A 26,186-nucleotide genomic window follows, 5' to 3' on the forward strand; every position below is an offset into this window, starting at 1 on the left:
CCATGGCTGTTCTGACCCCGCTCCCGGTCCTCGTGCCGACCGCCGCGGCAGCGTTAACGCTGATCGCGGGCCGTCGCCCACGACTGCAACTGCTGATCACCGTCACGGCATTGACCACGGTGCTCGGAGTCTGCGCGGTACTGCTCTACCTGGCAGATCGCAACGGCACCTTCGCACTGGCGGTCGGAGGCTGGGGGCCTACCGAGGAGAAACTGGGGCCGCTCGGAATCACCCTTGTGGTGGACCGGCTTTCGGCATTGATGCTGGTGGTCTCGGCCATCGTGTTGCTCGCGGTGGTGCTGTACGCGGCGGCGCAGGGTATTCGGGACGGTGACGAGCGCCAGCCGGTGTCGATCTTCATGCCCACATACCTGGCGCTGTCCGCAGGTGTCTGCAATGCCTTCCTGGCCGGCGACCTGTTCAACCTGTATGTCGGTTTCGAGGTACTGCTGGCCGCCAGCTTCGTGCTCCTGACCATCGGTGCCAGCGGTGACCGGGTGCGGGCGGGTATCTCGTACGTGATGGTCTCGATGATGTCCTCGGTGGTCTTCCTGCTGGGCATCGCGTTCGTCTACGCGGCAACCGGAACATTGAATATGGCCGAAATCGCAATCCGCGCAGACGGTATACCGTCGGGTACCCGGATGGCGATCTTCGCGGTGTTGTTGGTGGCCTTCGCCATCAAGGCGGCGGTCTTCCCGCTGTCGACGTGGCTACCCGACTCCTACCCCACCGCGCCCGCACCCGTGACCGCGGTCTTCGCGGGCTTGCTCACCAAAGTGGGTGTGTACGCCATCATTCGCGCACATTCGCTGCTCTTCCCGGGTGGAGTTCTGAACACGGTACTGCTGGTGGCCGCGCTGCTGACCATGATCGTCGGCATCCTGGGCGCCATCGCGCAGAGTGACATCAAACGACTGCTGTCCTTTACCCTGGTCAGCCATATCGGGTACATGATCTTCGGCATCGCGCTGTCCAACGAGCTCGGCATGTCCGGCGCTATTTACTATGTGGCACACCACATCATCGTGCAGACAACGTTGTTCCTCGTGGTGGGACTCATTGAGCGCCAGGCAGGGGCGTCATCGCTGAATCGCCTGGGTGGTCTAGCGGCCGCCAGTCCGCTACTGGCCTTCGCGTTCGTGGTGCCGGCCTTGAACCTCGGTGGCATACCGCCGTTCTCGGGGTTCATCGGCAAGGTTGCATTACTGGAGGCAGGGTCGCTACAGGGCTCGGTGCTGGCCTGGACCTTGGTGGCCGGGGGCACCATCACGAGCCTGCTGACCCTGTATGCGGTGGCACGGGTGTGGACCAAGGCGTTCTGGCGGCCGCGCGCCGACGCACCGGAGGGCGATCTCGCCGCGGCGACACCGTCCGCGCTTCTCGATGACGGAGAAGAAGTCGCGTTTGTAGACCGCGCCGACGTGGGCCGGATGCCGGCCGGCATGTTGGCACCCACATTGGGTTTGATCGCGGTCGGGGTGGCGCTGACCATATTCGCCGGTCCGATCATCGGCATGAGTGATCGTGCTGCCGCCGAGGTCCGTGACCGTGCGGTATACATCAGCGCGGTCCTCGGGGGTGGCCCTCGATGAAAAGCCTCACGATGTACGGCCCTCGCGAAATTGTCTTGCGCATCTGGATTTTGGTGTGGCTCATGCTGGTATGGACGATGCTGTGGGGAAACTTCTCCGTCGCCAACACCGTTACCGGGCTGCTGGTGGCACTGGTCATCACGGTGCTGCTACCGATGCCCCGGCTGCCGGTGGAGGGCCGCCTGCATGTCGGTTCGATGATCCGGCTCGCCTTCACGGTCGCGTACTACATGGTGCTGTCCAGTCTGCAGGTGGCGTGGTTGGCGATCAGGCCGGGCGCGCCACCGTTGAGTGCCGTACTGCGCGCCCAGCTTTCGGTGAAGTCCGACTTGGTGATGGCGCTTCTGCTCAACACCCTGACCATCATCCCGGGATCGGTGGTCCTGGAAATAGACCAGGAGCGCCGGCTGGCGTACGTGCACGTGCTGGATGTGGGCTCGCCCAAGGCTGTGGCGACTTTCTACGCCCAACTGCGGCAACTGGAAAGACTTTTCATCGCAGCCTTCGAACGGGACGCCGATTGGCATCCCGACGATGACACCACCGAGTCCGAGATGAGGGAGGGACTGTGAACGTCGTATGGCACATCGCGGCCGTGCTGCTCATCGCCGCGGCGACCATCACCACATACCGGCTGCTCGCCGGCCCCAACACACTCGACAGGCTTGTCGCCGTGGACACCCTGGTGGCCGTCACCATGTGCACGCTGGCCGCATGGGCGGCCTACAGCCTGGATTCCACTGTGCTGTACGGGATGGTCGCGCTGTCTCTCATCAGTTTCCTCGGCTCGGTGAGCGTGACACGATTCCGCGTACCCGACACCGCGATCGACCCACGCGACGAGAGGAGGCAACCGCGATGAACACTCTTCTCGACGGCATCTCGGGTGCGCTGGTGTTACTCGGTTCCGCGCTGGCCCTGACCGCCGCGATCGGCGTGGTGCGATTTCCTGACACGTTGGCCCGCATGCACGCCGCCTCCAAGCCTCAGGTGTTGGGACTGCTGCTGGTTCTGGCGGGTGCCGCGCTGCGGCTGCGCGGTCACGCCGACGTCAGCATGATCGTGCTCACCGGGCTGTTCACCATCATCACCGCCCCCGTCGTCGCGCATCGGGTTGCACGGCTGGCCTATCACGAACGCAGCGTTCGCGACGACCTGATGACGACCGACGAACTGGAGCGCTAGCCCCAGCTGGTCTGCCGGGTGTTTCCGCCCTCGTAGAAGCCATCGGCCACCGAGGCCGCCAGTTCCATGAACGCCAGCCGGGTCTTCTTACCCATCAGATCCAGCGAGATCTCCGACCCCTCCGACAGATGGTTGTCGAACGGGACGATGTGCACCGCCCTGGCCCGCGTGAGGAAATGCCGGCTCAGCTGTTCGAGGTCGATCGAGGAAGCACCCGGCCGCGACGAGCTGATGGCCACCACAGATTGCCGCACCAGGTGCGAATACCCGTGGTGATCAAGCCAATCCAGGGTCGCAAGAGCGCTGCGCGCACCGTCGATGGCCGGCGAGGTCACCAACACAATGGCATTGGCCTCACCGAGCACACCGGCCATCGCCGAGTGCATGAGTCCGGTACCGCAGTCGGTCAGGATGATGTTGTAGAACCGCTGCAGGATCCGCATCACGGCCAAATAGTCGGCTTCGGAGAACAGCTCGGAGGCCGCCGGATCGCGTTCGGAGGCCAGCACCTCTAGGCGGCTCGCGCTCTGCGACGTGTGCCTGCGTACGTCGGAGTATCGGTGAATATCAGGATCGCGCAACAGGTCTCGCGCGGTGGAACGTGTCTCATCCGGGCCGCGTTGAGCAAGCGTCCCGAAGTCCGGGTTCGCGTCGACGGCGATCACACGGTCACCGCGCAGCGAGGCGAAGGTGGCACCCAACGAGAACGTGGTGGTGGTCTTGCCCACGCCGCCCTTCAAGGACAACACGGCGATTCGGTAGTCACCGCGGACGGGCAGGTTGATTCGGTCGATCAACTCGCTGCGATGCGACTCGTCCGACGACTCGCCGGGGTTGATCGCGCCACCCGAGAGTCGGTGAACGGCCTTGCGCCACCCGCTTCTCGGCAGCGGCTTGACTGACCTGATGAGACCAAGCTGGTCGTGGCTGGGCCCCTGCGGTCGTGATGGTTGCGGGGGCTGCGGCGGCCGGTACACGGGCGCTTCGGGGCGGGCAGCCGTGAACGGTGTCTGACCGGGAACAAAGGGGGCCTGCTGTGGCGCGGCCGACACGTTCCAGTCCGCTCGAGGATATGCCGCCGGAGGGGCCACCGGGGCTGGAGGCAGGGGTGGGGCCGGTGCCCACGATGGCGCGGGTGGCGTTGGTGCGGAAGGTGTTTGGGGTACTTGCCCACCCCACGGTGTCTTGCCCTCCGGAATCATCGAGGACGCATCATCGGGCCTGATCTGTGGCGCGGGTGCCGGCACAACGGGCGGGAGCGGGGGCACCTCGACGTCAGGTGCTTCGTCCCTGGGCGCCTCTTCCTCACTGCGGACCTGAGACTGTTCGGTAGGAGGCGCTCCGACCGAAGACTCCGGCATCACCGCAGAGGTGGGCCAAGCAGGCAGCTGACTTGCCCACTCCGGGTTAGGAGGGGGCGCAGCGGGCGTGACGGGTTCCGCCGGAGCCGGCGGCCCCGGCGGTGGGGCGGAGGGCGCCGGGGGTGCGTGATAGTTCTGTGGCGGCGGCCCGTAGTAGTTCTGCGGGGGCCGCTGGGCCGGCGCACCGTATCCCTGTGGCGGAGGCTGCGGCGCCCCCTGCCGAGGCGGAGCTTGAGGCGCCGGGTTCTGGTACTGCGGCATGCCGTACGCGCTCAGCGGATCCGGTTCCCATATCGGATTCATCGGACGCTGGTGGTTCCGTTGGCGCCGTGAGAGTTTGGGAGTCTTCGGCAGCGGAGACGGTGGCTTGAGCGTCGGTTGGGGAAAGTAATCGGCGCTGGGCGGCACGAATTCCTGGTTGTTCGGGTTCTTGGACCGGCGGAACGGATTGCCCTTGGTGTCCCCGCCGCCCAGCCCGTCAGCGACGGGCTCGCGCCACGGGCCGCTCGGCGGCGGCGAATTGGGAGTGTTGTCTTGCGAGTCAGCCATATCAGATCACTTCGCCATCATTGCGAAGTACAACGTTGCGATCGGCTATCAGACGGTCGATTGGGATAGGAAGCGAGAGCACACCAGCGTCAAGAACCCGCTGGGCGTCTCTAGCATCAACCATCTTGCTGTCCTGCCTCTTTCGCTTTATCGCTGCTCATCGCCGCGCACCCGAATCCGCGGGAAACTCTCGGAGATCGCGCCGGCCAGCTTCAGATACGCGGCATTGGTATCCGCATTGAGCAGGTTGAAGTCGACGTCAGCCCCCTCGGCGAGATGGGGATCGAACGGGATCATGTGAATGGAACGGCAACGCGCCTGGAAATGCTCATAGACCTTGTCCAGCTTGATCCCGGCAGACCCAGGACGTGAGGCACTCAAGACGACATGCGCCTCACGTACCAGCGCCGAATGCCCATGCTGCATAAGCCAATCGAGCGTGGCCGAGGCACTGCGCGCGGAATCCATCGCGGATGAGCTCACCAACACAATAGTGTGGGCGAGGGCAAGCACGCCCGCCATTGCCGAATGCATGATTCCCGTACCACAGTCGGTCAGGATGACATTGTAGTAACGCTCCAGGATGTCGATCGTATTGCGATAGTCGACCTCGCCGAATGCCTCCGATACCGCCGGATCCTGCTCACTGGCAAGTACTTCCAGACGGCTTGTCGCCATGCGGGTGTGGCTACGCACATCGGCGTAACTTCTGATGTTTCGATCATTGAGAAGGTCCCGAACGGTGGACTGCGTCGAATGGTCGCGCACCCGCTCGGCCAAAGTGCCGCGGTCGGGGTTGGCGTCCACGGCGATAATCCGATCGGCACGAATTGTCGCGAATGCCGAACCCAATCCCAGCGTGGTGGTTGTCTTTCCGACACCACCCTTAATGGAGAGCACCGCGATGCGGTAATCCCCGAGAATCGGCTGCCGAATGCTGGCGAGCAGCTGGTCCTGTTCGCGGTCCTTGCGCGAGTCGCCCGGATTGACCCTACCTCCGGTGGACCTGTGCACCGCCTTGCGCCAGCCGGATCGCGGCGCGTAACGACCACGGTTGATGACTTCAGCCTCGTCGAGCGAGGGCGGCATCCGGTAAGACTGCGGCCCACGGTAGTTGGGGGGAGGTGCCCCTCCCTGCGGCGGTGGCACGTAACCCGGAGGCAGCTCTTGCGGTCCAGAGGGTTGAGGCGCCTGCGGCTGCTGCTGCGGCACCCATTGCCACTGACCCTGAACACTGGTGGGCTGCGGGGGTGGCTGTGGCGAAAACTGCTGTCCACCAAATAATTCCGGAGCCTGTGGAGCGCCCTGCGGCCACTGCCCCGGGTACGGCTGACGCGGGTTCCATCCAGGGGGTGCCTGAGCCGCAGGCCGATACTCGGGTCCGGGCTGCGGCGGAACGGCGTGTTGCGGAGCAGGCGGCGGCACGTAGTAGGCAGGTTGCGCTGTCGGTTCCGCCACCGGGACCCCCAGGGTAGCCGACGGGGCCTCACACGGCGAATGGGCATCGCCTTCGTTCGTCTGAAGATGCGAATCACCTTCTACTGCCGCATCTTCAGCAGAATTATCGGGCGTCACCGGCGCGTCATCCGTCGATTCAACGGCGGTGTCAGCCGAGAGTTCAGGCTCCGGCCCCACGACGTCCTCAATTGCGGAGCCACCGGACGTCTCCTCGAATACCGCTGCAGGCAGCTCGATGACGATGTCCGCGTCGAACAGAGGCGCAAATCCCTCAAGGTCGGGCGCCGCCGTTTCCGCTGTTTCCGTTTCCGCGGCTTCTTCGGCACTGGTGCTGAGGTCGGTGCTCTCGGTCCCGACGACTTCGGGCACCGAAGCCCACGGCGCAATCATCGGCACAAACGGCGCGGGTTCAGGCTCGGACACCGACACATCCGAATCGGCCGCATCGTGCGCAGCCAATTCCTCATTGAGCTCGACACGTTTGGCTTCGATGCGCTGCAGCAGTGCAGCCGCTCTCGAGTCGACGTCATCGACTTCGGGCGCATCTGCCGACTTCGGTGCTTCCGGTTCTGCGGGGTGTTCGGATACCGGCGTGGGCTCATCCTCCACCGGCGGCTCTGGGGTCAGGTCCTCGACGACGGGTGCATCGGGCTCGGCGTCCGGTACCGCGGCCGCGGGTTCCGGCTCCTCCGTCTCGGAAAACGACTGGTCGAGCGCCTCAGGGAGCGTGAACCCGAGCGCAGGCTCGGGCGGCGCCCCTGCGGATTCCGTGTCTAGAGCCACCTGCGCGGCGCCCGCTATGTCCTCAACGACCTCGTCCCCATCGCCCCCCTCTGGCGACGTGAAACTGAGTGCACCGCAGGCCTCCGGAGCGGGGATGACCTCGGATTCGGGCATCGCGTGGCGCCGATGACGCTCGAGTTCAGCGTCAGTGATGCTTTCATCGAGACTCATCTGACGCAGTTGCGCTTCGAGCAAGCTGAAACGCGAGAACGGGTCCGTGCCCGCGGACTCCTCGCGGCGCTGATCAGCGGTAGGTGCGGGTGAACTCGACTCCGCTGGCGGTTCGGCCGCCGGTGTAGGTTCCAGTGAATCTGCGACGTCTCTGGGCGCGGCGGGCTCGGGTGCCGGGATTGCCGGGGACTCGTCGGACACAGGCACCTGCGGTTGCTCGACCTGCGATATTGGCTGCGGCTCCGGCCTTATCTCTGGGATAGGACTCGTAATGATCCGCAGCTCACCCGGTACGGACTTCGCGACGATCTCGTTCGACTCGGCCGTCAACGGCCGCTGCGCGGGCGGCTCGGGCGCCCGCGGTGGCGTGTAGTACTTAGAGATGTCGGGCACCGATGAGGTCCCGTTGGCCGTGTCTTCGCGAGGGGCGGCGGCGCGCGTGTCAACTGGCAGCAGGACCGACTCGGCGGTCGGTTTATGAGCCGAAGTGTTGGAAGCGTAGGTGCGCCCAGCCTCGTGAGCTAACGAGCCTTCGTTGGACTCGGGATCGTCCACGTAGCGCTTCTTGCGCCTCAACGAACGCAGAAACCCATGTTGTTGGTCTTCTGCGGGCAGCCATGGAGGATGGGCCGGCGTGCCACGATCTTGCTTGGGCAACGTCCCCCTCTCCTTCCTCAATCGCCAAATGCTCGTCGAGTTCGATCGTACTCAGTAGCTAGCTCACGGGTACCAAGACCGGTTACCCAACCAGATGAACCCCCGCACTCAACCAGCAGCTTAAGCGAGATGACGGTGTCCTCGCAGCGTTCGGTGCGATCCCTCGTCGGCTCCGTCCCGGCGGTAGCCACAGGGTAGTGCCTGCTGCTCAGTCTGAGGATCAACCAAGCCGTACTGGCTAAGCCACCGCGAGCACCTGTGGGCGCCTAAGGACGCTGAGCTCCCGCTCCCGAGCGGGCGCATCTGGTCTTCGACCAGAACCCAGGCAACCGTCCCTGCCCGGGTGCGCGAGCACCTGATCGACACTCCCGTGCCCCCGCGCGCACGACGGCGCGATCACGACCGCAGCAGAGTGGAGATAGCGAGCCGCGACTACGACTTCTTTTCGGCGTTCTCGCGCTGAATCTCCAATGCGATATCGATGAGCTGGTCCTCCTGCCCACCAATGAGCTTTCGCTCACCGGCCCGGTGCAGCAGCTGGTGTGCGGGCACCCCGTAACGCTCACCCTGCCGGATGGCGTGCTTGAGGAAGCTGGAGTACACACCGCTGTAGCCCATGATCAGCGCATTGCGATCCAGCAGGCACTCCGCCGGCATCGCAGGTGCGACCACCTCTTCGGCGGCGTCCGCGATATCGAAGAAGTCGATGCCCGTCTTCACGCCGATCTTGTCGAAGACACCGATCAGGGCCTCTACCGGAGCATTACCGGCACCAGCACCGAATCGCCTTGTGCTGCCGTCGATCTGCTTGGCACCAGCACGCACCGCCTCGATGGAGTTGGCCACGCCGAGACCGAGGTTCTCGTGCCCATGAAAACCAACTTGAGCATCGTTGCCGAGCTCTGCCACCACTGCGGCCACCCGGTCGGCGACACCGTCGAGCACCAATGCGCCCGCGGAGTCCACTACATACACACACTGACATCCGGCGTCTGCCATGATCCGGGCCTGCTTGGCCAGCTTCTCCGGCGAGATGGTGTGCGACATCATCAGGAAGCCAACGGTTTCCAACCCGCGCTCACGCGCCAGCCCGAAATGCTGTAGCGACACGTCCGCCTCGGTGCAGTGAGTGGCGATACGACAGATGGAACCGCCGTTGCCCTGCGCCTCGATGATGTCTTCCTTGGTACCTACGCCCGGCAGCATCAGGAAAGCGATCTTGGCGTTCGTCGCGGTCTCCGCGGCGAGCTTGATCAATTCCTGTTCAGGCGTTTTGGAGAACCCGTAGTTGAATGACGATCCACCAAGACCGTCACCGTGGGTCACCTCGATGACCGGCACACCGGCACCGTCGAGGGCGGCCACGATCGCGCGCACCTCATCGGCGGTGAACTGGTGACGCTTGTGGTGCGACCCGTCGCGCAATGACGTATCGGTGATCCGCACATCCCACGCGGCGTCGAAGAAGACGCCGTCGGTGCCCAAGAGCTGAGTGCTGGTGTCCGAAACCATTTTACGAAACCTTCGCTGATAGAAGTTCTTTGGCGATTTCCTCGCCGACCTTGGTCGCGGCCGCGGTCATGATGTCCAGGTTTCCGGCATACGGCGGCAAGAAGTCTCCCGCACCCTCGACCTCCACGAAAGTGGTGACGACGTGGTTACCTCCATTGACCACAGACGGCTCATCGAACTGAGGCTCGTTGAGTAGCCGGTATCCGGGTACGTACTGCTGCACCTGGCTCACCACGTCGTGAATCGACGCGACGATCGCATCGCGATCCGCATCCTCCGGGATGGCACAGAAGATGGTGTCGCGCATGATCATCGGCGGGTCAGCCGGGTTGAGGATGATGATCGCCTTGCCGCGCTTGGCACCGCCAATCACTTCCACACCCTTGGATGTGGTCTTGGTGAATTCGTCGATGTTGGCACGTGTACCCGGACCCGCCGAGACCGACGCAACCGACGCAACGATTTCCGCGTAGGCCACCTCCACCACGCGGGAGACCGCGTACACGATGGGGATTGTCGCCTGGCCACCGCAGGTGATCATGTTGACGTTGGGAGCATCGAGGTGCGCACGCAGATTCGCGGGCGGTACCACGGCCGGCCCGACCGCGGCCGGAGTCAGGTCGATCGCCCGGATACCGGCTTCCTCGTAGCGCGGCGCGGCGGCCTTGTGCACGTACGCGGATGTCGCCTCGAACACCAAGTCGGGCTTCTCATCCTGCGCCAGCAGCCAGTCCACGCCCTCGTGCGAGGTTTCCAGCCCGAAGCCGCGGGCGCGCTTGAGGCCCTCGGACTCGGGGTCGATGCCGATCATCCACCGCGGTTCCAGCCACTCAGACCGCTGCAATTTGTACAGCAGGTCGGTACTGATGTTTCCTGAACCGACGATCGCTACAGATGCCTTGCTACCCATACGTTCTCCTCTACCTCGGCTATTCAAAAGCCAGTCGGACCGAACCAAGTCCGGCGAACTCAGCCAAAAATTCGTCCCCCGGATGCGCATCGAATGCCCGCGTGCACGAACCCGGCAGCACCACGTCACCGGCGCGCAGGCGCACCCCGAACGAAGCCACCTTGCGCGCCAGCCACGCCACCGATGTCACCGGGTTACCCAGCACCGCGTCGCTTCTGCCTTCAGCCAATTTCTCGCCGTTGCAGGTCAGCACCGCGTCGATCGACTTGATGTCGATGTCCTTCGGCGAAACACGTTGCTTACCAATGACAAAACCGGCTGAGGATGCGTTATCGGCGATGGTGTCGCAGATCTTGATCTGCCAGTTGGTGATCCGGCTGTCCACCACCTCGATGGACGGCACGTATGCGGCCGTCGCCGCCAGCACGTCATCCTCGGTGCAGTCCTCACCCGGCAGGTCGGCGGCCAGGATGAATCCGACCTCCACTTCGACCCGCGGGAACAAGAACTTGGACGCGGAGGCCGCGACGTCCTCGAACAGCTCCATATCGGCCAGCAGGTGCCCATAGTCCGGCTCGTGGACACCCATCATCTTCTGCATCGCTTCGGACGATAGGCCCACCTTGTGCCCGACGACCTTGGCTCCGTCCGCTAGGCGGGAGCGAATGTTCATCAGCTGGATCTCATAGGCGTCGACCACACCGAAATCCGGATACGTGTCGGTAGGCGGCGCGATGGCCACCCGGGTGCGCTCGGCCGCTGCCAAATCGGCGGCGATGGCCTCACGAACTTCGGAACTAAGCATCTATGTGTCTCCCAGTCTCAGTCCCGGCCCGCCGTCCGGAGAAGACGCAGTCGGCCAGGGACAATCCGCTCACATACGAATTGGAGCAGATACCCACCGCCGCACGTCCGGCGGCATAGAGACCGGGGATCGCCGCGCCCGATGTGGTCTGCACGGCACCAGTCTCCTCGTCCACCACCAGCCCGCCAAGGGTCAGCATCGGACACGGATTGAGCATGTTGGTCTTGATGGACACGTTGAACAGATAGAACGGCCCTTCGGCGACGGGAACCCGAATATCGTCCGGCTTGCCGAGGGGGTCAGGGGTGCCATCGGCGATGGCCCGATTATGTTCGGACACGGTGCGCGCCAATCCTTCCGGATCGATGCCCGCCTTGGCGGCCAGTTCCTCGATGGACCCGGCCTTCCTGCGCCCCACGTTCAGGAACGCTTCGGCCTGGATCCGCTGAAACCACAGGGTCTGCGACCCTAACTGCCGACGGGCCCGCTTCACCAGCGCCTTGTCGGCAACCAGATAGCCCACCCCTCCTGCCGTGCGCACGATCTCCTTACCCAATGCGGCGCCATATCGGGACTCGTCAATCATCCTCTGCCCCTTGGCATCTACCAATAGCGAGCCGAGGAAGGCCGCGGGCGGCACGATGAACCGCCAGGCCGAGATCTCGTCGAGATGCCCGGTGGCCGCGTTCAACGGCTCCGCGAGCGTCAAGGCAGTCCCGTCGTCACCGGCGGTGCCGAGCTGCAACCCGTCCCGATAGGCGGGGGCATGACGCTCGATGAGTTCGCGGTTCGCGATGAACCCACCCGAAGACAGGATCACCCCGTCATTCGCCCGGATCTCGAAGGGCTTAGCGAACCGGCGCTCCAGCGCGTACGCCGGTCCTTCCAGCACCTTTCGCATCGGCGGGTAGTAGATGCCCGGCTTGGTCGCGTACCGCGTGAACAACGAGTACGCCCGCCGCACCCAGCCGGGCGCATCCTTCAGCGTCACGCCCCGCACCCCCACGACACGACCGTCCTCCACGATCAGGCCGGTGGCCCGGGTCTGCCGCCAGACATCGGCGCCCAAACGCTCCGCGGAGGCCGCCAACGGTGCGAACAGCGCCTTACCGGACACGCCCGGGCCAAAGGCCCGATGTCCGCGTTGGCGGGGCGGGGTGACGGCTCGCGCCATCCCGGAGGATTCGCTGCCGGAAAAGTAGAGGTAGTAGTCGTTGGTGGGGTACGAAGTCTTAAACGGAGCCAGCGAACCTTCGAACGGCACTCCGTAACCTTGGAGCCAATCCAGAGTGTCCGCGCTACCGTCGACGAATCTCTGCAGCGTCTCGGGCTTCACCGCGTCTCCGACTTCAAGCTGCAGGTACTCCATCATCAGCTCCGGGGTGTCCTCGACACCGGCGTCACGCTGAATATTGGTGCCGCCTCCGGCGTAATAGATGCCCCCTGAAATGGCCGAAGCCCCGCCGCCGTCAAACCGTTCCAGGATCGTCACCGATGCGCCACGCTCCAGGGCGGCCAGTGCGGCGGCCGCCCCCGCGACCCCGTACCCGACGATGACGACATCCGAGGAAGGCACCGCGGGCACCGCGGGCACCTCGACATCACCCGGCACTAGGCCTCCCTCACCGTCATTTGGCCAAAACAGCAACAAGTTTCTGTTTTCACCGCAACATCAAAGTGTCGAGACGGTGAAACCACAGGCCAGCGCCGGTAGCGCCGGGCCGCCTCAATTCTATAACGTGTTCTACATGACTGAGCAGGAGTACGACGTCGTCGTCGTCGGGAGTGGTGGCGCCGGCATGGTTGCGGCGCTCACCGCGGCACACAACGGGCTGAGCACCGTACTGATCGAGAAGGCCCCCCACTTCGGCGGATCGACCGCGCGTTCCGGTGGCGGCGTCTGGATCCCCAACAACGAGGTGCTCAAGAAGGCCCGCCAGAGCGACACCCCCGAGGCGGCCCGCGAGTACCTCTACACCATCATCGGCGATGTCGTCCCCCGCGAGAAGATCGATACCTATCTCGATCGCGGCCCGGAGATGCTCTCGTTCGTGTTGGCCAACTCTCCGCTCAAGCTCGACTGGGTGCCCAACTACTCCGACTACTACCCCGAGGCTCCCGGCGGGCGTGCGGCCGGCCGCTCGGTGGAACCCAAGCCTTTCGATGCCAAGAAACTTGGCGACGAGCTGCCCAACCTGGAGCCCCCTTACGGCAAGGTCCCGTTGAATGTCGTCGTACGCCAGCAGGATTATGTGCGGCTGAACCAGCTCAAGCGGCATCCCCGTGGTGTGCTGCGCAGCCTGCGCGTGGGCGTGCGCACCTTCTGGGCGCAGGGCACCGGCAAGAAACTCGTCGGCATGGGACGGGCCCTTTCGGCCGCGTTGCGCATCGGCCTGCGTGACGCCGGCGTTCCGGTCAAGCTCAACACCGCTTTGACCGACCTCTACCTCGAGAACGGCACGGTCAAAGGCGTCTACGTGCGTGAGAGCGGTTCTTCGGAGGCTTCCGAGCCGACGGTCATCAGGGCACGCAAGGGCGTCATCCTGGCCTCCGGCGGGTTCGAGCACAACGAGCAGATGCGCGTGAAGTACCAGCGCGCCCCCATCACCACCGAGTGGACGGTCGGCGCCAAGGCCAACACCGGCGACGGCATCCTGGCTGCAGAAAAGCTCGGCGCCGCGCTGGAGTTCATGGAGGACTCGTGGTGGGGCCCAACGGTTCCGCTGGTCGGCAGGCCGTGGTTCGCGCTGTCCGAGCGCAACTCCCCCGGGTCCATCATCGTCAACGCATCCGGTAAGCGGTTCATGAACGAGTCGCTGCCCTATGTCGAGGCCACCCACCGCATGTATGGAGGCGAGTACGGCCAGGGCGCGGGACCCGGCGAGAACCTGCCCGCATGGCTGGTCTTCGACCAGGAGTACCGCAACCGGTACATTTTCGCCGGATTGCAGCCGGGACAAAAGATTCCGAGCAAGTGGATCGAATCCGGCGTGATCGTCAAGGCCGACAGCATCGAAGAGCTCGCGGCGAAGGCCAACCTGCCCGTCGAGGAGTTCAAGGCGACTGTCGACCGGTTCAACGGCTTCGCCCGCAGCGGTACCGACGAGGACTTCGGCCGCGGTAAGAGCGCCTACGACCGCTATTACGGAGACCCGACGAACAAGCCGAACCCAAATCTGGGTGAACTCAAGAAGGGGCCCTTCTACGCGGCCAAGATGGTGCCCGGCGATCTGGGTACCAAGGGTGGCGTGCGCACCGACGTCCAGGGCCGGGTGCTGCGCGATGACAACAGCATCGTCGAAGGCCTTTACGCCGCAGGCAATGTCAGCACCCCGGTGATGGGTCACACCTACGCCGGCCCCGGCGCCACCATTGGTCCGGCCATGACATGGGGCTACCTCGCGGCGCTCGATATCGCCGGGAAGTAGGGTCAGCTCATGCCTATCAACGTCGATATCGCTCTGGGCGCTGCTGTCGAGCCCGCAGAATTCTCGTGGACCGCATCCGATGTGCAGCTGTATCACCTGGCCATCGGTGCGGGCGCCGACCCGGTGAGCGAGACCGAGCTGCGCTACCTGCAGGACAAGACTCCGCAGGTGCTGCCGACGTTCGCGACCGTGGCCTCGGGCTTCCACGCGGTGGAGCCACCCAAGGTGTCATTCCCGGGTATCGAGATCGACCTAGCCAAGATCCTGCACGGCACCGAGCAGGTGACTGCGCACCGTCCCTTGCCGCCCGCGGGTTCGGCCCGCTCCGAGGGCAAGGTCGTGGAGATCTGGGATAAGGGCAAGGCAGCCGTCATCGTCACGGAGACAACGACTTCCGATGACCAGGGACCGCTCTGGACGATCCGCCGGTCGATCTTCGCACGTGGCGAGGGTGGCTTCGGCGGCGAGAGAGGGCCCTCCGCCGCAGGCGGCACTCCCGACCGCACGCCCGACATTGAGGTCTCGACGCACATCCTGCCGCAGCAGGCGCTGCTGTACCGGCTCTGCGGTGACCGCAACCCGCTGCATTCCGACCCTGCCTTCGCGGCGGCGGCCGGATTCCCCCGCCCGATCCTGCACGGGCTGTGCAGCTACGGCGTGGTGTGCAAGGCGGCGGTTGACTCCGCACTCGACGGGGATGCCTCGCGGGTGACGTCGTATGCCGCGAAGTTCGCGGGTGTGGTGTTCCCGGGCGAGACCCTCAAGACCCGCATCTGGAAGGAAGACGGCAAGCTGCTGATCTCGGCTGTCGTGGCCGAACGTGAGGATGCCGCCGCGCTCGCAGACGTGGAGCTCACCTACACCTAGCCCGACGCCCTAGTACCAACGTATTCCGCGGTAGCGGTACACCCCCAGGGCCAGCGCGGTGCCCATGCTCCAGACGGCGACGCCCAAGCCGAGTTCCAGTAGGGATCGTTCGGTGAGCGGCATGGAGTGGAAAACGTTGCGCCCGAAGATGGCTCGAGGGATACCTCCAACCGGCGCAACGAGGTAGTAGACGCCGTACGGTAGAGCTAGATAAAAGAGCCATCGCGCCGTGGCTGGAACGTCCCCTCGTTGCCGCCACCGCTCACGCAACGGGCGCGTCACCATCGGCAGCAGTACCGAGACCAGATTGCCCAGACCAAGCCAGCTGACGATGTGTACGCCCACATCGGGCACGGTGATCGCGGTTTGGGTTGCCTGCTGCCGGTGGATGGTCAAGAAGGCCGTCAGGATGAGCGTCGGCAGCCCGGCGACAAGAAACAGCGCGATGTTCTTGACCAGCAAGACGTACAGAAGCGATCGATGTCCCCGCAGCACGTGCCTGACTCGATCGGCATCCAGACCCAGCATGTTGGTCACCGACACATCGGCGAAGATGAACATCGCGAAGTACAGGCCGATCAGCAGCGCCCAGTCGCGTTTGCGCCCATGTTGGGCAATCGGCTGCCAGATGATCAGATAGGCGATTGCCAGGGCGAGGTTCAGACCCAATCCCTCGAGCCACCGACGCGGCGGCCGGAAGGTCTCGACGACATCCTTGCGCAGGCGGGTCAATACGCCTGTCGCAGTGGCGGCCTTTGATTGAGTCACTGGGCAAGCATCGCCGCGGTTTCTGTCAGAAAGCTGTGACTGCGATACGGTCTCGTCTCGGTCACAGTTCAACCGAGCCACATGTCGGGTTCTCAAATCCCAGGTTCGGGGCCTACCTTTCCGGCGTGCAGACCACCCCGTGCGGTCCCGCCAAGCGGTCCCGCTGCCTCTCGCGACGCGACGTCCTCAAGTACGCCTCGAGCGTGCCCGTCCTACTCAGCATGCCGGCCGTGCTGTCCAACACGGCCCTGGCCCACGCGGAATCTCCCATCGCGGGAAAGATCGTCTTCCTCGACCCCGGGCACAACGGCGCCAACGACCGCTCAATCACCCGGCAGGTCAGTGACGGCCGGGGACGCACCAAGGACTGCCAGACCAGCGGCACCGCAACCGATTCAGGTTTTCCAGAACATACCTTCAACTGGAATGTGGTGTTGCACATCCGGCAGGCCCTCACCGTGGCCGGTGTTCGCACCGCATTGTCTCGTGGCAATGACAACGCGCTCGGGCCGTGCATCGACGAGCGCGCTGCCACCGGAAACTCGTTCAGGCCCAACGCCATCGTCAGCATTCACGCCGATGGCGGCCCCAGGGATGGCCGGGGATTCCACGTCAACTACTCGAACCCACCGATCAATGAAGCGCAAGGAGGTCCCTCGTTGCGCTTGGCCAGCACCATGCGCGATCAGCTCAAGGCCTCGGGATTCCAGCCGTCGACCTACCGCGGAAACGATGGTCTGTATGGACGTTCCGACCTGGCCGGGCTGAACCTGGCTCAGTACCCGGCGATCCTCATCGAGTGCGGAAACATGAAGAACAGCGACGACGCCGCGATGCTGTCCAGTGCGGACGGCCAGGCGCGTCTGGCAGCGGCTATCGCGCAAGGCATCGCCAGGTTTCTGAGCTGAGCCGGCTATCCCAGGATGAGGCCGGACGTCGGCACACCGGTGCCCGCTGTGACGAGCACGTGCTCGACATTGGGCACCTGGTTCACCGAGGTTCCTCGCAACTGACGCACGCCCTCGGCGATGCCGTTCATACCGTGGATGTAGGCCTCGCCGAGCTGACCACCGTGTGTGTTGATCGGCAGCTTTCCGCCCAGTTCGATGGCACCGTTGGCGATGAAGTCCTTGGCCTCGCCCGTGCCGCAGAAGCCGAGTTCTTCGAGCTGCAACAAGGTGTACGGCGTGAAGTGGTCATACAGGATCGCGGTCTGAATATCGTTGGGCGTCAAGCCGGACTGGTCCCAGAGCTGCCGACCGACGAGTCCCATCTCGGGTAATCCCAACTCGTCCCGGTAGTACGAGTACATGGTGAACTGGTCGTCGCCGGACCCCTGCGCGGCCGCCTCGATGACCACCGGCCGGTTCTTGAGATCCTTGGCCCTCTCCGGTGTCGTCACGACGATCGCCACCCCACCATCGCTCTCTTGGCAACAGTCCAGCAGTCGCACCGGATCGGCGATCATCCGCGAATTCTGGTGGTCCTCAATGGTGATCGGCTTGCCATAGAAGAATGCCTTCGGATTGGTGGCCGCATGCTTACGGTCGGCCACCGACACCGCACCGAAATCGGCACTCGTGGCACCGTATTCGTGCATATACCGGCGAGCGATCATCGCCACCGAGGCGGCCGGCGTACTCAGCCCGTGCGGGTACGACCAGCTGTACTCAACGCCTCGCGAGTCGGCGGTCGAACTCAGTCCCGTCATCACCTGACCGAACCTGAACTCCGAGCGCTCGTTAAAGGCCCGGTACGCGACGACCACCTCTGCGACACCGGCAGCGACCGCCAATGCGGCCTGCTGCACCGTCGCCGCAGCCGCGCCACCGCCATAACCGATCTGGCTGAAGAACTTCAGCTCGCCGATGCCCGTCGAACGCGCAACCGCGGTCTCCAAGTTCGAGTCCATGGTGAAGGTCACCAGGCCGTCGACTTCGTCGGGAGACAAACCGGCATCCGTCAACGCATCGAGCACCGCCTCGGCCGCCAACCTCAACTCGGATCGGCCCGACTTCTTCGAGAAGTCGGTGGCACCGATACCGGCAATAGCGGCCTTACCCGACAAGCTCACGCGCTTGCTCCGATCGTCAGCTTGACCTTGGCGGTGACATGCGCACCCAGGCTGTTGTTGCCCACCACATCCACCTCCACGACGCCGTCATCGACGGCGGTCACCTCGCCGGAGAACACCGTGGTGTCATAGGCGTACCACGGCACACCCAAACGCAGCGAAATCGATTTCACCCGAGCCGAAGGTCCGGCCCAGTCGGTGACGAATCGCTCGACCAGACCGGTATCGGACAGGATGTTGATGAAGATGTCCTTGGACCCCTTCGCCTGCGCCAGGTCACGGTCATGATGCACGTCCTGGAAGTCACGCGTGGCCAGCGCGGTCGACACGATGAACGTCGGAGTGCCCTCAAGTTTCAGCTCGGGCAGCTTCTCGCCAACGGTGGTCACTTTGCCTCCCAGGCATACAGAGTCCATGCCGGGCTCTCCCCCTCGGCCGGGAAGTCCAGATATGTCACCTGAACCGGCAACCCGATCTGAACATCGTCGGGCGACACCCCTCGAAGCTCGCCCAGCATCCGAACACCCTCTTCAAGCTCCACCAGCGCGATCACGAAAGGCAGTGTGCGACCAGGCACCTGAGGGGCGTGATGCACCACGTAGCTGAACACCGTGCCATGCCCACTGGACACCTGGTACTCGATCGGAGCGTCTTTGTCCTGCCACACAGCGGGAACGGGCGGATGCTGCAACGACCCATCGGGCCGCTTCTGCAACCGCAGTTCATGGGCCGCGACGCCCTCCCAGAAGTACGCGCTATCCCTCGACCAGGATGGACGCATCAACTTCGAAGGATCGAGATCATCCGGCACCTCGGCCGACTTCTTAGCGCCCGGCCGGAACTTCATGATGCGCCAGTTCATTTCATTGACGAGCTCATCGCCCACATGCCATTCGGCGTGGATGTTGATGAACCAGCTCTCGCCGAGCGCGGTCTGCTTCGGCCCGAAGACCTCGGTCACCTCATTGGTGGTGGTGACCTGCTCGCCCAGCCGCAGATAGCGGTGATAGATCTGTTCGTAGTTGGTGGCGACCACCGACTGGTAACCCGCCGAATCGAGCAGCTCCATCACCCGGCCCAGCGGGTCGTCTCCCGAGCGCTCGCCGTACAACCCGGCCATCGTCCACACCTGCGCCATCGCGGGTGGCGCGACCACACCGGGATGCCCGGCGGCCTTGGCGGCGTCCTCGTCGACGTAGATCGGGTTGCGGTCCCCCATCGCCTCAACCCAGTTGTTGATCATGGCCTGGTTCACCGGATCGCGCGCCAGACGGGGGGCGCTGGGTCCGGCGGCCTTGATCTCGGCGAAGCCGTCCTGAATATCCACGACGCTCATGATTGTCCGTTCTTCGCGCGAGCCTTCATCACCGCGGCACCCTGGGAGTACCCAGACCAGCCGTCGCGACCATCTCGCGCATCACCTCGTTCACACCGCCACCGAACGTGATCACCAGGTGGCGCTTGGTCTGGGCGTCCAGCCATTCAAGGGTCTCGGCAGTGTTCGCGTCGGCGGGGTCTCCATAGCGCCCCACGACACCCTCACTCAACCGGCCAAGCTTCTGAATCCATTCGGTGGCAAGGATCTTTGTTGCGGCAGCGTCGGCCATGCTGATGTCATCACCCGACGAGGCCACCTGCCAGTTGAGCAGCTCGTTGAGGCGCCACACAGCCTTCATCTCGCCCAGAACCCGGCGCACATCCTCATGCGCCAGCGGCGCCACACCGTCGTGTCCCGGCTTGGCTGCCCATTCGTAGACGCGGTCGTACATACCCGCGATCCGGCCGGACGGTCCGAGCGAAACCCGCTCATGGTTCAGCTGAGTGGTGATGAGCTTCCATCCCAAGTTCTCTTCACCCACCAGCATGTCCACCGGAACCCGCACGTCCGAGTAGTAGGTGGCGTTGGTGTGGTGTGCACCATCGTTGGTGATGATCGGGGTCCATGAGTAGCCCGGATCCTTGGTATCGACGATGAGAATCGAGATTCCCTTGTGCTTGGGCGCATCCGAGTCTGTCCTGCAGGCCAACCAGATGTACTGGGCCTGGTGGGCACCGGTGGTGAAGATCTTCTGCCCGTTGACGATGTAGTGATCGCCATCGCGTACCGCGGTGGTACGCAACGACGCCAAGTCTGTCCCGGCTTCCGGTTCGGTGTATCCGATGGCGAAATGTATTTCACCCGCGAGGATTCCGGGCAGAAACTTCTTCTTCTGCACCTCAGTCCCGTACTTCTGCAGAGTCGGACCGACGGTTTGCAGCGTCACCAGCGGCATCGGCACGTCGGCCCGCATGACCTCGTTCATGAAGATCTGCTGCTCCAGCGGACCGAATCCGTGCCCGCCGTATTCCTTCGGCCAGCCCACACCGAGCCAGCCATCCTGACCCATCCGCCGCACCACTGCCTCATAGGACGAGCCGTGGCGGTCGACCATCATCTCGCGCGTCTCATCGGCAGTAACCAGATTCGAAAAGTACTGTCGCAGATCGCTTTGCAACTTCGCCTGTTCCGGCGTGAGATCTATCAGCATCACTGGCTCCTAAACCTGGGCCGCAGCGAGAACGTCGAGGCGCTCGGAGGACCCACCCACCAGACGACTCAGGTCCTTGATGGTCGAGTAGTAGCGGTTCATCGGGTAGGTGATGTCGACGCCCAGACCACCATGCAGGTGATGACAGATCTGCATGACTCGCTGCGCTTCCGCGGCCATCCAGAACGCCACGACGTCAAGATCCTCCGTCGCGTCAAGCCCGGCAGAGAGACGCCATACCGCAGACGTGACACCGAGATTCAGCGTGCGCGAGACCACATACACGTCGGCCAGCTGCTGCGAAACCGCTTGGAAGGTAGCCAGTGGCTTGCCGAACTGCACCCGGTTGGACACGTGATCGGCGGTCAGGCGCAGGGCGCCCGAGACCAATCCGTCCGCATAGGAACCGACCGCCGCCAAGGCGAGCTCGTTCACACGCTCAACAGACCCGCCCAACACATCCGAATCGGGTACCGAGGCATCGGCGAAGGTCACCGCGTATTCGGCGGCTTTACTGGCCGTCGGCGTCCGGGTGATCGTCACTCCCGGGGTGTTGGGTGCCACCACAACGACGCCGTTGTCGGTGGTGACAAGTATCCAATCTGCCTCGGCCGCATGTAGAACGCCGATCTTGTGACCGTTCAACACCAACGAGGAACCGTCACGCACGGCGGAAACCGAGGGGGACGAGGGCAGCGCGGACCCTGGCTCATCGAGGGCCGCGGTGAGGATCGAGCCGGAGCCGACGCCGTCGAGGAATCTGTCCTGTTGCTCGACAGAGGCCAGCTCCACCAGGGGAACCACGCCGAATCCGAGCGTCGCCAGCGCCGGCGTCAATGCGCCGTGCTTTCCGAGCACTCGCAACGCCACCGACACTTCGGCCAGGCCCAGTCCGTCGCCGCCCAGCCGTTCAGGCAGCGCAAGACTCAGGACCCCATTGGCGGCCAGCGACTGCCACAATCCGTCGTCATATCCAACCTCGGGCACCACACCGATGAACTCCCGATCGGCAAGCACCGCTTCGACGACGTCGGAGACAGCCTGCTGCTCCTCCGCGAAAGCGAAATCCATAGCGTGCGTTTCCTTTGAATGGCTAGTGCAGAACCGGGCAACCGCTGGTGCCGTTGAAATCGACCTGCCAGTGCTTGATGCCGTTGAGCCAGCCGGACTGCAGTCGCTTCGGGTCGCCGGCCGGAGCCAGGTTGGGCATGTGGTCGGCGATGGCGTTGAACATCAGGTTGATGGTCAGCCGCGCCAAGTTCGCGCCGATGCAGAAATGCGCACCGCTGCCACCGAATCCCATGTGCGGGTTGGGGTTACGCATGACATTGAAGCTGAACGGATCGTCGAAGACTTCTTCATCGAAGTTGGCCGAGCGGTACATCATCACCACCCGCTGACCCTTCTTGATCTTCACACCACCAAGCTCGGTGTCCTCCAGCGCAGTGCGCTGGAAAGACGTCACCGGTGTTGCCCAACGGACAATCTCATCGGCCGCCGTCTCCGGACGCTCCTTCTTGTACAACTCCCACTGCTCCGGGAACTGCGTGAAGGCCATCATGCCCTGGGTGATCGAGTTGCGAGAGGTCTCGTTGCCGGCCACCGCGAGCATGATCACGAAGAAGCCGAACTCGTCATCGGAGAGCTTGCCCTCGCCCTCAACCTCGGCGTTGATAAGGGTGGTCACGATGTCCTCGCCGGGATTCTCGGACTTCTGCTTCGCCATCTCCATCGAGTAGGCGAGGATCTCCATCGACGATGCCGCCGGGTCGATGTGCGAGAACTCGGGGTCGTCGTACGAGGTCATCTCGTTCGACCAGTTAAAGAGCTTGCCCCGGTCCTCGATGGGCACCCCGAGCAGACCCGCGATGGCCTGCAACGGCAGCTCGCAGGACACCTGCTCCACGAAGTCACCCGAGCCGGTCGCCGCGGCGGCCTTCGCGATCTGCTGAGCGCGCTCGTTCAGCTCGTCGCGCAGCCGGCCGATCGCCCGGGGCGTGAAACCGCGGGAGATGATCTTGCGCAGCCGGGTGTGATGCGGGGCGTCCATGTTGAGCATCACGTAGCGCTGCAGCTCGATGGCCTCGCGGGTGATGTCATCCTGAAACCGCGGGATGGCGGTGTTTTCCCAGCTGGAGAAGACATCGCTACGCAGCGACACCTCCTTGACGTCCTTGTGCTTGGAGACGACCCAATACCCGCCGTCATTGAAGCCGCCGACGCCGTCGGGCTGCTCCTGCCACCAAATCGGAGCCGTCTTCCGTAGCTCCTTGAGCTCCTCGATCGGGAGCCGTTCTGCGTAGATCTCCGGGTCGGTGAAGTCGAAACCGGCGGGAAGGCTGGGGTGCACCACGTTGAACTCCTATGGCCTTTCAGGGCGTCATTCAGGGACGATCTTGTTAGAGCATCTAGTGAGAGCTTAGTGAGATACGACACTCTCTAGCCCCATTGAAGCACACGATCAGCGCAGACAAAACGTGGTGGATGGGGGGAGAACACGTTCTCATTGCTTCGAGACTGGAACGTGTTCTACCGTGAAGTCAACGTTCAGAGCGCAAAGGAGCAGCTCCATGGGTAATCCGGTCATCGTCGAAGCGACGCGCAGCGCCATCGGCAAACGTGGTGGATGGCTCGCGGGCCTGCATCCGGCCGAGCTGCTCGGCAGCATCCAGAAGTCGGTGATCACCCGTGTAGGTCTGGATCCGCACGAAGTCGAGCAGGTCATCGGCGGCTGTGTCACCCAGTTCGGTGAGCAGGGCGGCCACATCACTCGGCAGGCATGGCTGCACGCGGGGCTGCCCGAAGCCGCCGGTGCCACCACCATCGACTGCCAGTGCGGCAGCGCGCAGCAGGCCAACCACCTCATCGCCGGCCTGATCTACTCCGGTGCGATCGACACCGGCATCGCCTGCGGTATCGAATCGATGAGCCGCGTGCCACTGGGCGCCAACGTCGGCGGCACCGGCATCCCCCGCCCCGCCTCCTGGGATATCGACATGCCCAATCAGTTCGAGGCAGCAGAGCGGATTGCCAAGCGCCGCGGCATCACCCGCGCCGATGTCGACGGCCTCGGAGTGCGCTCGCAGGCACTGGCCAAGCAGGCATGGGCCGAAGGACGATTCGATCGCGAGATCACCGCGCTTGATGCGCCGCAGGTGGACAAGGAAGGCAACCCCACCGGTGAGACCCTGACGGTCAGCCGCGACCAGGGCCTGCGCGACACCACCCTGGAATCTCTGGGCAACCTCAAACCCGTTATGCCGGAGGGCATTCACACAGCCGGTACGTCCTCGCAGATTTCCGACGGCGCGGCTGCGGTATTGCTCATGGACGAGGACAAGGCCCGCTCACTGGGCCTGACGCCGCGCGCCCGCATCGTGTCGCAGGCGCTCGTCGGCGCCGAACCCTACTACCACCTGGACGGCCCGGTGCAGTCGACGCAGCGCGTGCTGGACCGCGCGGGCATGAAGATCGGCGATATCGACGTCGTGGAAATCAACGAGGCTTTCGCCTCGGTGGTGCTTTCTTGGGCCGCGGTGCACAAGCCGGACTTCGACCGGGTCAACGTCAACGGCGGCGCCATCGCGCTGGGGCACCCCGTCGGCAGCACCGGCAGCCGCCTGATCACCACGGCACTGCACGAGCTGGAACGTACCGACAAGTCAACGGCTTTGATCACCATGTGTGCTGGTGGCGCGCTGTCCACCGGCACCATCATCGAGCGGATCTAGTACCTGCGCGAAGGCCCCCGGCACTTCGATGTCCGGGGGCCTTTTCGTCAGCTGGCGCGCCCGAACCCGGCCGGGCAGAAGTCAACCTCCCAGTGCTTGACCCCGTTGAGCCATCCGGATCGCAGCCTGTCCGGCTCGCCCGCCGAGGCGAGGTCCGGCAGGTGATCGGCGATGGCGTTGAACATCAGGTTGATGGTCATGCGGGCCAGGTTGGACCCGACGCAATGGTGTTCGCCATTTCCACCAAATCCCACATGCGGGTTGGGGTTACGCATGATGTCGAAGGTAAACGGATTCTCGAAGACTTCTTCATCGAAGTTGGCCGAGCGGTACATCATCACCACCCGCTGACCCTTCTTGATCTTCACACCACCAAGCTCGGTGTCCTCCAGCGCAGTGCGCTGGAAAGACGTCACCGGTGTTGCCCAACGGACAATCTCATCGGCCGCCGTCTCCGGACGCTCCTTCTTGTACAACTCCCACTGCTCCGGGAACTGCGTGAAGGCATGCATTCCATGAGTGATGGAGTTGCGAGTCGTCTCATTGCCGGCCACCGCCAAAAGCATGACGAAGAAACCGAACTCGTCATCGGAAAGCTTCTGCCCATCGATATCGGCATTCACCAGGTCGGTACAGATATCCGGGCCGGGCTCCGCTGTCTTGCGTGCCGCGACCTGCATGGCATACATCAACAGCTCGGCGCTGGCGATCGCGCTGTCATCCTCGCCGTCGTCGGAACCCACCAGCCTGTTGGACCAGTCGAACAGCTGCTCGCGTTCCTCGAGCGGAGTGCCCAACAAACCGGCGATGGCCTGCAACGGAAGCTCGCAAGCCACTTGTTCCACAAAGTCGCCGTGCTGCAGTCGGGCCGCCGATTTCGCGATGCCCTGCGCGCGGGCATTGAGGTCATCGCGGAGCCGGTTCACCGCGCGCGGCGTGAACCCTCGGCTGATGATGTGCCGCAACCTGCTGTGCCGCGGTGGGTCCATGTTCAGCATGATCAAGCGGGTCGCGTCGATGCGCTCACGCGGCGTGGTGGACAGATAGCGCGGTATCGCGGTGTTCTGCTCGCTGGAGAATACGTCGCACCGAAGTGAGATCTCTTTGACGTCTTTATGTTTGGACACCACCCAGAAACCGTCATCATCGAATCCGCCGACCCCACGCTCGGTGTGATTCCACCAGATCGGTTCGGTATGCCGCAGTTCGGCGAGCTCGACCTCTGGGATTCCGTGCACAAAAAGATCGGGATCGGTGAAGTCGATACCATCCGGCAAGTGGGGATGTTGGGCCTGTACCACGCTGTACCTCCCGGCCTGTGATGCATTTCACTAATGGCTCTAGTGGCAGTGAAGCACAGAAATCGACCCCGGGACAAGGGTGCGTCGAGGAAAAAGCCCAGATATAGAACGCGTTCTAGATGCGTGACAGCTTCGGCACGAAGATCGCCCGGATGTGGTGGATCCGCGGATCAGTAGCCGGAATCTTGAACGTCTCGTCCACTTTTGCCACGACGCGCCATCCGGCGACCTTTGCTTTGGTCTCGATGACAAAACTCGCGATGACGTCGTCACCTTCGACACGAAATTGCCGATTGGACGCGGCAGCAATCAGCCGGAACTGCGGTCCGCTATTCAGGCTGCGCCGCAAGTGATCTCCAGAAAAGCCGGTCTTGACACCCTGCTCGATCCGCACACATTCCGGGGCGAACGGCACCGCGTCTGCCTCATGGGTGACGAGGGCATCGATGTAGGCATTCGCGGCGGCAATACGTACTTCGTCGGAGGCTCCAGGTGTTGACACC

Annotated in this window: 23 protein-coding genes; 8 read left to right on the top strand and 15 right to left on the bottom strand. The window is 63.8% G+C overall.

Annotated features, from left to right (window positions below):
- Window positions 1-2: 2 nt before the first annotated feature.
- Genes AOT83_RS20305 through mnhG form a run of 4 tightly spaced genes read left to right on the top strand, consistent with a single transcriptional unit; the run spans window position 3 to window position 2,780 of the window.
- The gene (locus AOT83_RS20305; RefSeq protein WP_030095722.1) at window positions 3-1,595 is read left to right on the top strand and encodes a Na+/H+ antiporter subunit D; all 1,593 of its coding nucleotides are present in this window, start codon (window positions 3-5) and stop codon (window positions 1,593-1,595) included.
- A complete protein-coding gene (locus AOT83_RS20310) occupies window positions 1,592-2,167 on the top strand; it encodes a Na+/H+ antiporter subunit E (RefSeq protein WP_030095723.1) in 576 nt (191 codons plus the stop codon). The genes AOT83_RS20305 and AOT83_RS20310 overlap by 4 nt, the downstream gene beginning before the upstream one ends.
- The gene (locus AOT83_RS20315; protein ID WP_030095724.1) at window positions 2,164-2,457 is read left to right on the top strand and encodes a monovalent cation/H+ antiporter complex subunit F; all 294 of its coding nucleotides are present in this window, start codon (window positions 2,164-2,166) and stop codon (window positions 2,455-2,457) included. The genes AOT83_RS20310 and AOT83_RS20315 overlap by 4 nt, the downstream gene beginning before the upstream one ends.
- Complete coding sequence (gene mnhG, locus AOT83_RS20320; protein ID WP_046252462.1) at window positions 2,454-2,780, top strand: monovalent cation/H(+) antiporter subunit G; 327 nt, start codon at window positions 2,454-2,456, stop codon at window positions 2,778-2,780. Before AOT83_RS20315 ends, mnhG begins: the two co-directional genes overlap by 4 nt.
- Here mnhG and AOT83_RS20325 read toward each other — a convergent pair.
- From AOT83_RS20325 to AOT83_RS20350, 6 genes are all read right to left on the bottom strand, one after another.
- Window positions 2,777-4,690 (bottom strand): MinD/ParA family protein, encoded by a 1,914-nt coding sequence (locus AOT83_RS20325; RefSeq protein WP_057965248.1) that lies wholly within the window; start codon window positions 4,688-4,690, stop codon window positions 2,777-2,779. The two genes, mnhG and AOT83_RS20325, sit on opposite strands and share 4 nt — an antisense overlap.
- Before the next feature lie 147 nt (window positions 4,691-4,837).
- Entirely contained in the window at window positions 4,838-7,759 is a 2,922-nt protein-coding gene (locus tag AOT83_RS27925; protein ID WP_057965249.1) for an AAA family ATPase, read from the bottom strand.
- Window positions 7,760-8,191: 432 nt separating this feature from the next.
- A complete protein-coding gene (gene dmpG, locus AOT83_RS20335; RefSeq protein ID WP_044104937.1) occupies window positions 8,192-9,244 on the bottom strand; it encodes a 4-hydroxy-2-oxovalerate aldolase in 1,053 nt (350 codons plus the stop codon).
- Window positions 9,245-9,272: 28 nt separating this feature from the next.
- On the bottom strand, window positions 9,273-10,181 hold the full coding sequence (locus tag AOT83_RS20340; RefSeq protein WP_057965250.1) for an acetaldehyde dehydrogenase (acetylating): 909 nt from the start codon (window positions 10,179-10,181) through the stop codon (window positions 9,273-9,275).
- A 19-nt stretch (window positions 10,182-10,200) separates the two neighbouring features.
- Entirely contained in the window at window positions 10,201-10,986 is a 786-nt protein-coding gene (locus tag AOT83_RS20345; protein WP_030095730.1) for a 2-keto-4-pentenoate hydratase, read from the bottom strand.
- Window positions 10,979-12,637: an FAD-binding protein gene (locus AOT83_RS20350; RefSeq protein WP_081343708.1), complete on the bottom strand. Its 1,659-nt coding sequence runs from the start codon at window positions 12,635-12,637 to the stop codon at window positions 10,979-10,981. Before AOT83_RS20350 ends, AOT83_RS20345 begins: the two co-directional genes overlap by 8 nt.
- A gap of 88 nt (window positions 12,638-12,725) precedes the next feature.
- Between AOT83_RS20350 and kstD the strand changes: the two genes are divergently transcribed.
- Both kstD and AOT83_RS20360 read left to right on the top strand, forming a co-directional pair.
- Window positions 12,726-14,414: a 3-oxosteroid 1-dehydrogenase gene (kstD, locus tag AOT83_RS20355; protein WP_057965285.1), complete on the top strand. Its 1,689-nt coding sequence runs from the start codon at window positions 12,726-12,728 to the stop codon at window positions 14,412-14,414.
- A 9-nt stretch (window positions 14,415-14,423) separates the two neighbouring features.
- The gene (locus AOT83_RS20360; RefSeq protein WP_057965251.1) at window positions 14,424-15,281 is read left to right on the top strand and encodes a MaoC/PaaZ C-terminal domain-containing protein; all 858 of its coding nucleotides are present in this window, start codon (window positions 14,424-14,426) and stop codon (window positions 15,279-15,281) included.
- A 9-nt stretch (window positions 15,282-15,290) separates the two neighbouring features.
- On the opposite strand, the gene AOT83_RS20365 is transcribed toward AOT83_RS20360, so the two are convergent.
- The gene (locus AOT83_RS20365) at window positions 15,291-16,049 is read right to left on the bottom strand and encodes a hypothetical protein (protein WP_057965252.1); all 759 of its coding nucleotides are present in this window, start codon (window positions 16,047-16,049) and stop codon (window positions 15,291-15,293) included.
- Window positions 16,050-16,270: 221 nt separating this feature from the next.
- Here AOT83_RS20365 and AOT83_RS20370 point away from each other — a divergent pair, with 221 nt between their 5' ends.
- Window positions 16,271-16,957 (top strand): Rv3717 family N-acetylmuramoyl-L-alanine amidase, encoded by a 687-nt coding sequence (locus tag AOT83_RS20370; RefSeq protein ID WP_057965286.1) that lies wholly within the window; start codon window positions 16,271-16,273, stop codon window positions 16,955-16,957.
- A 5-nt stretch (window positions 16,958-16,962) separates the two neighbouring features.
- On the opposite strand, the gene AOT83_RS20375 is transcribed toward AOT83_RS20370, so the two are convergent.
- The 6 genes from AOT83_RS20375 to AOT83_RS20400 are packed head-to-tail and all read right to left on the bottom strand — an operon-like array spanning window position 16,963 to window position 23,004.
- On the bottom strand, window positions 16,963-18,117 hold the full coding sequence (locus tag AOT83_RS20375) for a lipid-transfer protein (protein ID WP_030095736.1): 1,155 nt from the start codon (window positions 18,115-18,117) through the stop codon (window positions 16,963-16,965).
- A 2-nt stretch (window positions 18,118-18,119) separates the two neighbouring features.
- Window positions 18,120-18,539 (bottom strand): MaoC family dehydratase, encoded by a 420-nt coding sequence (locus AOT83_RS20380; protein WP_057965253.1) that lies wholly within the window; start codon window positions 18,537-18,539, stop codon window positions 18,120-18,122.
- Window positions 18,509-19,459 carry an OB-fold domain-containing protein gene (locus AOT83_RS20385; protein WP_057965254.1) on the bottom strand — a complete coding sequence of 317 codons (951 nt, stop codon included), beginning with the start codon at window positions 19,457-19,459 and terminating at the stop codon, window positions 18,509-18,511. The genes AOT83_RS20380 and AOT83_RS20385 overlap by 31 nt, the downstream gene beginning before the upstream one ends.
- Before the next feature lie 28 nt (window positions 19,460-19,487).
- Window positions 19,488-20,651: an acyl-CoA dehydrogenase FadE29 gene (fadE29, locus tag AOT83_RS20390; protein ID WP_030095739.1), complete on the bottom strand. Its 1,164-nt coding sequence runs from the start codon at window positions 20,649-20,651 to the stop codon at window positions 19,488-19,490.
- Window positions 20,652-20,660: 9 nt separating this feature from the next.
- Window positions 20,661-21,722, bottom strand: coding sequence for an acyl-CoA dehydrogenase family protein (locus AOT83_RS20395; RefSeq protein WP_057965255.1), 1,062 nt, complete (start codon window positions 21,720-21,722; stop codon window positions 20,661-20,663).
- Window positions 21,723-21,744: 22 nt separating this feature from the next.
- Window positions 21,745-23,004 (bottom strand): cytochrome P450, encoded by a 1,260-nt coding sequence (locus tag AOT83_RS20400; protein ID WP_030095741.1) that lies wholly within the window; start codon window positions 23,002-23,004, stop codon window positions 21,745-21,747.
- Between the two features lie 217 nt (window positions 23,005-23,221).
- Between AOT83_RS20400 and AOT83_RS20405 the strand changes: the two genes are divergently transcribed.
- Window positions 23,222-24,382, top strand: a complete 1,161-nt coding sequence (locus tag AOT83_RS20405; RefSeq protein WP_057965256.1) for a steroid 3-ketoacyl-CoA thiolase — start codon at window positions 23,222-23,224, stop codon at window positions 24,380-24,382.
- A gap of 47 nt (window positions 24,383-24,429) precedes the next feature.
- Here AOT83_RS20405 and AOT83_RS20410 read toward each other — a convergent pair whose 3' ends face one another.
- On the bottom strand, window positions 24,430-25,683 hold the full coding sequence (locus AOT83_RS20410; protein WP_030095743.1) for a cytochrome P450: 1,254 nt from the start codon (window positions 25,681-25,683) through the stop codon (window positions 24,430-24,432).
- Window positions 25,684-25,798: 115 nt separating this feature from the next.
- Complete coding sequence (locus AOT83_RS20415) at window positions 25,799-26,185, bottom strand: hypothetical protein (protein ID WP_057965257.1); 387 nt, start codon at window positions 26,183-26,185, stop codon at window positions 25,799-25,801.
- Window position 26,186: the final 1 nt, after the last annotated feature.

Source organism: Mycobacteroides sp. H001 (assembly GCF_001440005.1).
Classification (GTDB): Bacteria; Actinomycetota; Actinomycetes; order Mycobacteriales; family Mycobacteriaceae; genus Mycobacterium; species Mycobacterium gwanakae.

Bases quoted from the DNA above. Each gene is read 5' to 3' on its own strand.
- AOT83_RS20305 (WP_030095722.1), top strand. From the start codon at position 3: ATGGCTGTTCTGACCCCGCTCCCGGTCCTCGTGCCGACCGCCGCGGCA.
- AOT83_RS20310 (WP_030095723.1), top strand. From the start codon at position 1,592: ATGAAAAGCCTCACGATGTACGGCCCTCGCGAAATTGTCTTGCGCATC.
- mnhG (WP_046252462.1), top strand. From the start codon at position 2,454: ATGAACACTCTTCTCGACGGCATCTCGGGTGCGCTGGTGTTACTCGGT.
- AOT83_RS20325 (WP_057965248.1), bottom strand. From the start codon at position 4,690: ATGGCTGACTCGCAAGACAACACTCCCAATTCGCCGCCGCCGAGCGGC.
- AOT83_RS20340 (WP_057965250.1), bottom strand. From the start codon at position 10,181: ATGGGTAGCAAGGCATCTGTAGCGATCGTCGGTTCAGGAAACATCAGT.
- AOT83_RS20345 (WP_030095730.1), bottom strand. From the start codon at position 10,986: ATGCTTAGTTCCGAAGTTCGTGAGGCCATCGCCGCCGATTTGGCAGCG.
- AOT83_RS20360 (WP_057965251.1), top strand. From the start codon at position 14,424: ATGCCTATCAACGTCGATATCGCTCTGGGCGCTGCTGTCGAGCCCGCA.
- AOT83_RS20370 (WP_057965286.1), top strand. From the start codon at position 16,271: ATGCCGGCCGTGCTGTCCAACACGGCCCTGGCCCACGCGGAATCTCCC.
- AOT83_RS20380 (WP_057965253.1), bottom strand. From the start codon at position 18,539: ATGGACTCTGTATGCCTGGGAGGCAAAGTGACCACCGTTGGCGAGAAG.
- AOT83_RS20385 (WP_057965254.1), bottom strand. From the start codon at position 19,459: ATGAGCGTCGTGGATATTCAGGACGGCTTCGCCGAGATCAAGGCCGCC.
- fadE29 (WP_030095739.1), bottom strand. From the start codon at position 20,651: ATGCTGATAGATCTCACGCCGGAACAGGCGAAGTTGCAAAGCGATCTG.
- AOT83_RS20395 (WP_057965255.1), bottom strand. From the start codon at position 21,722: ATGGATTTCGCTTTCGCGGAGGAGCAGCAGGCTGTCTCCGACGTCGTC.
- AOT83_RS20405 (WP_057965256.1), top strand. From the start codon at position 23,222: ATGGGTAATCCGGTCATCGTCGAAGCGACGCGCAGCGCCATCGGCAAA.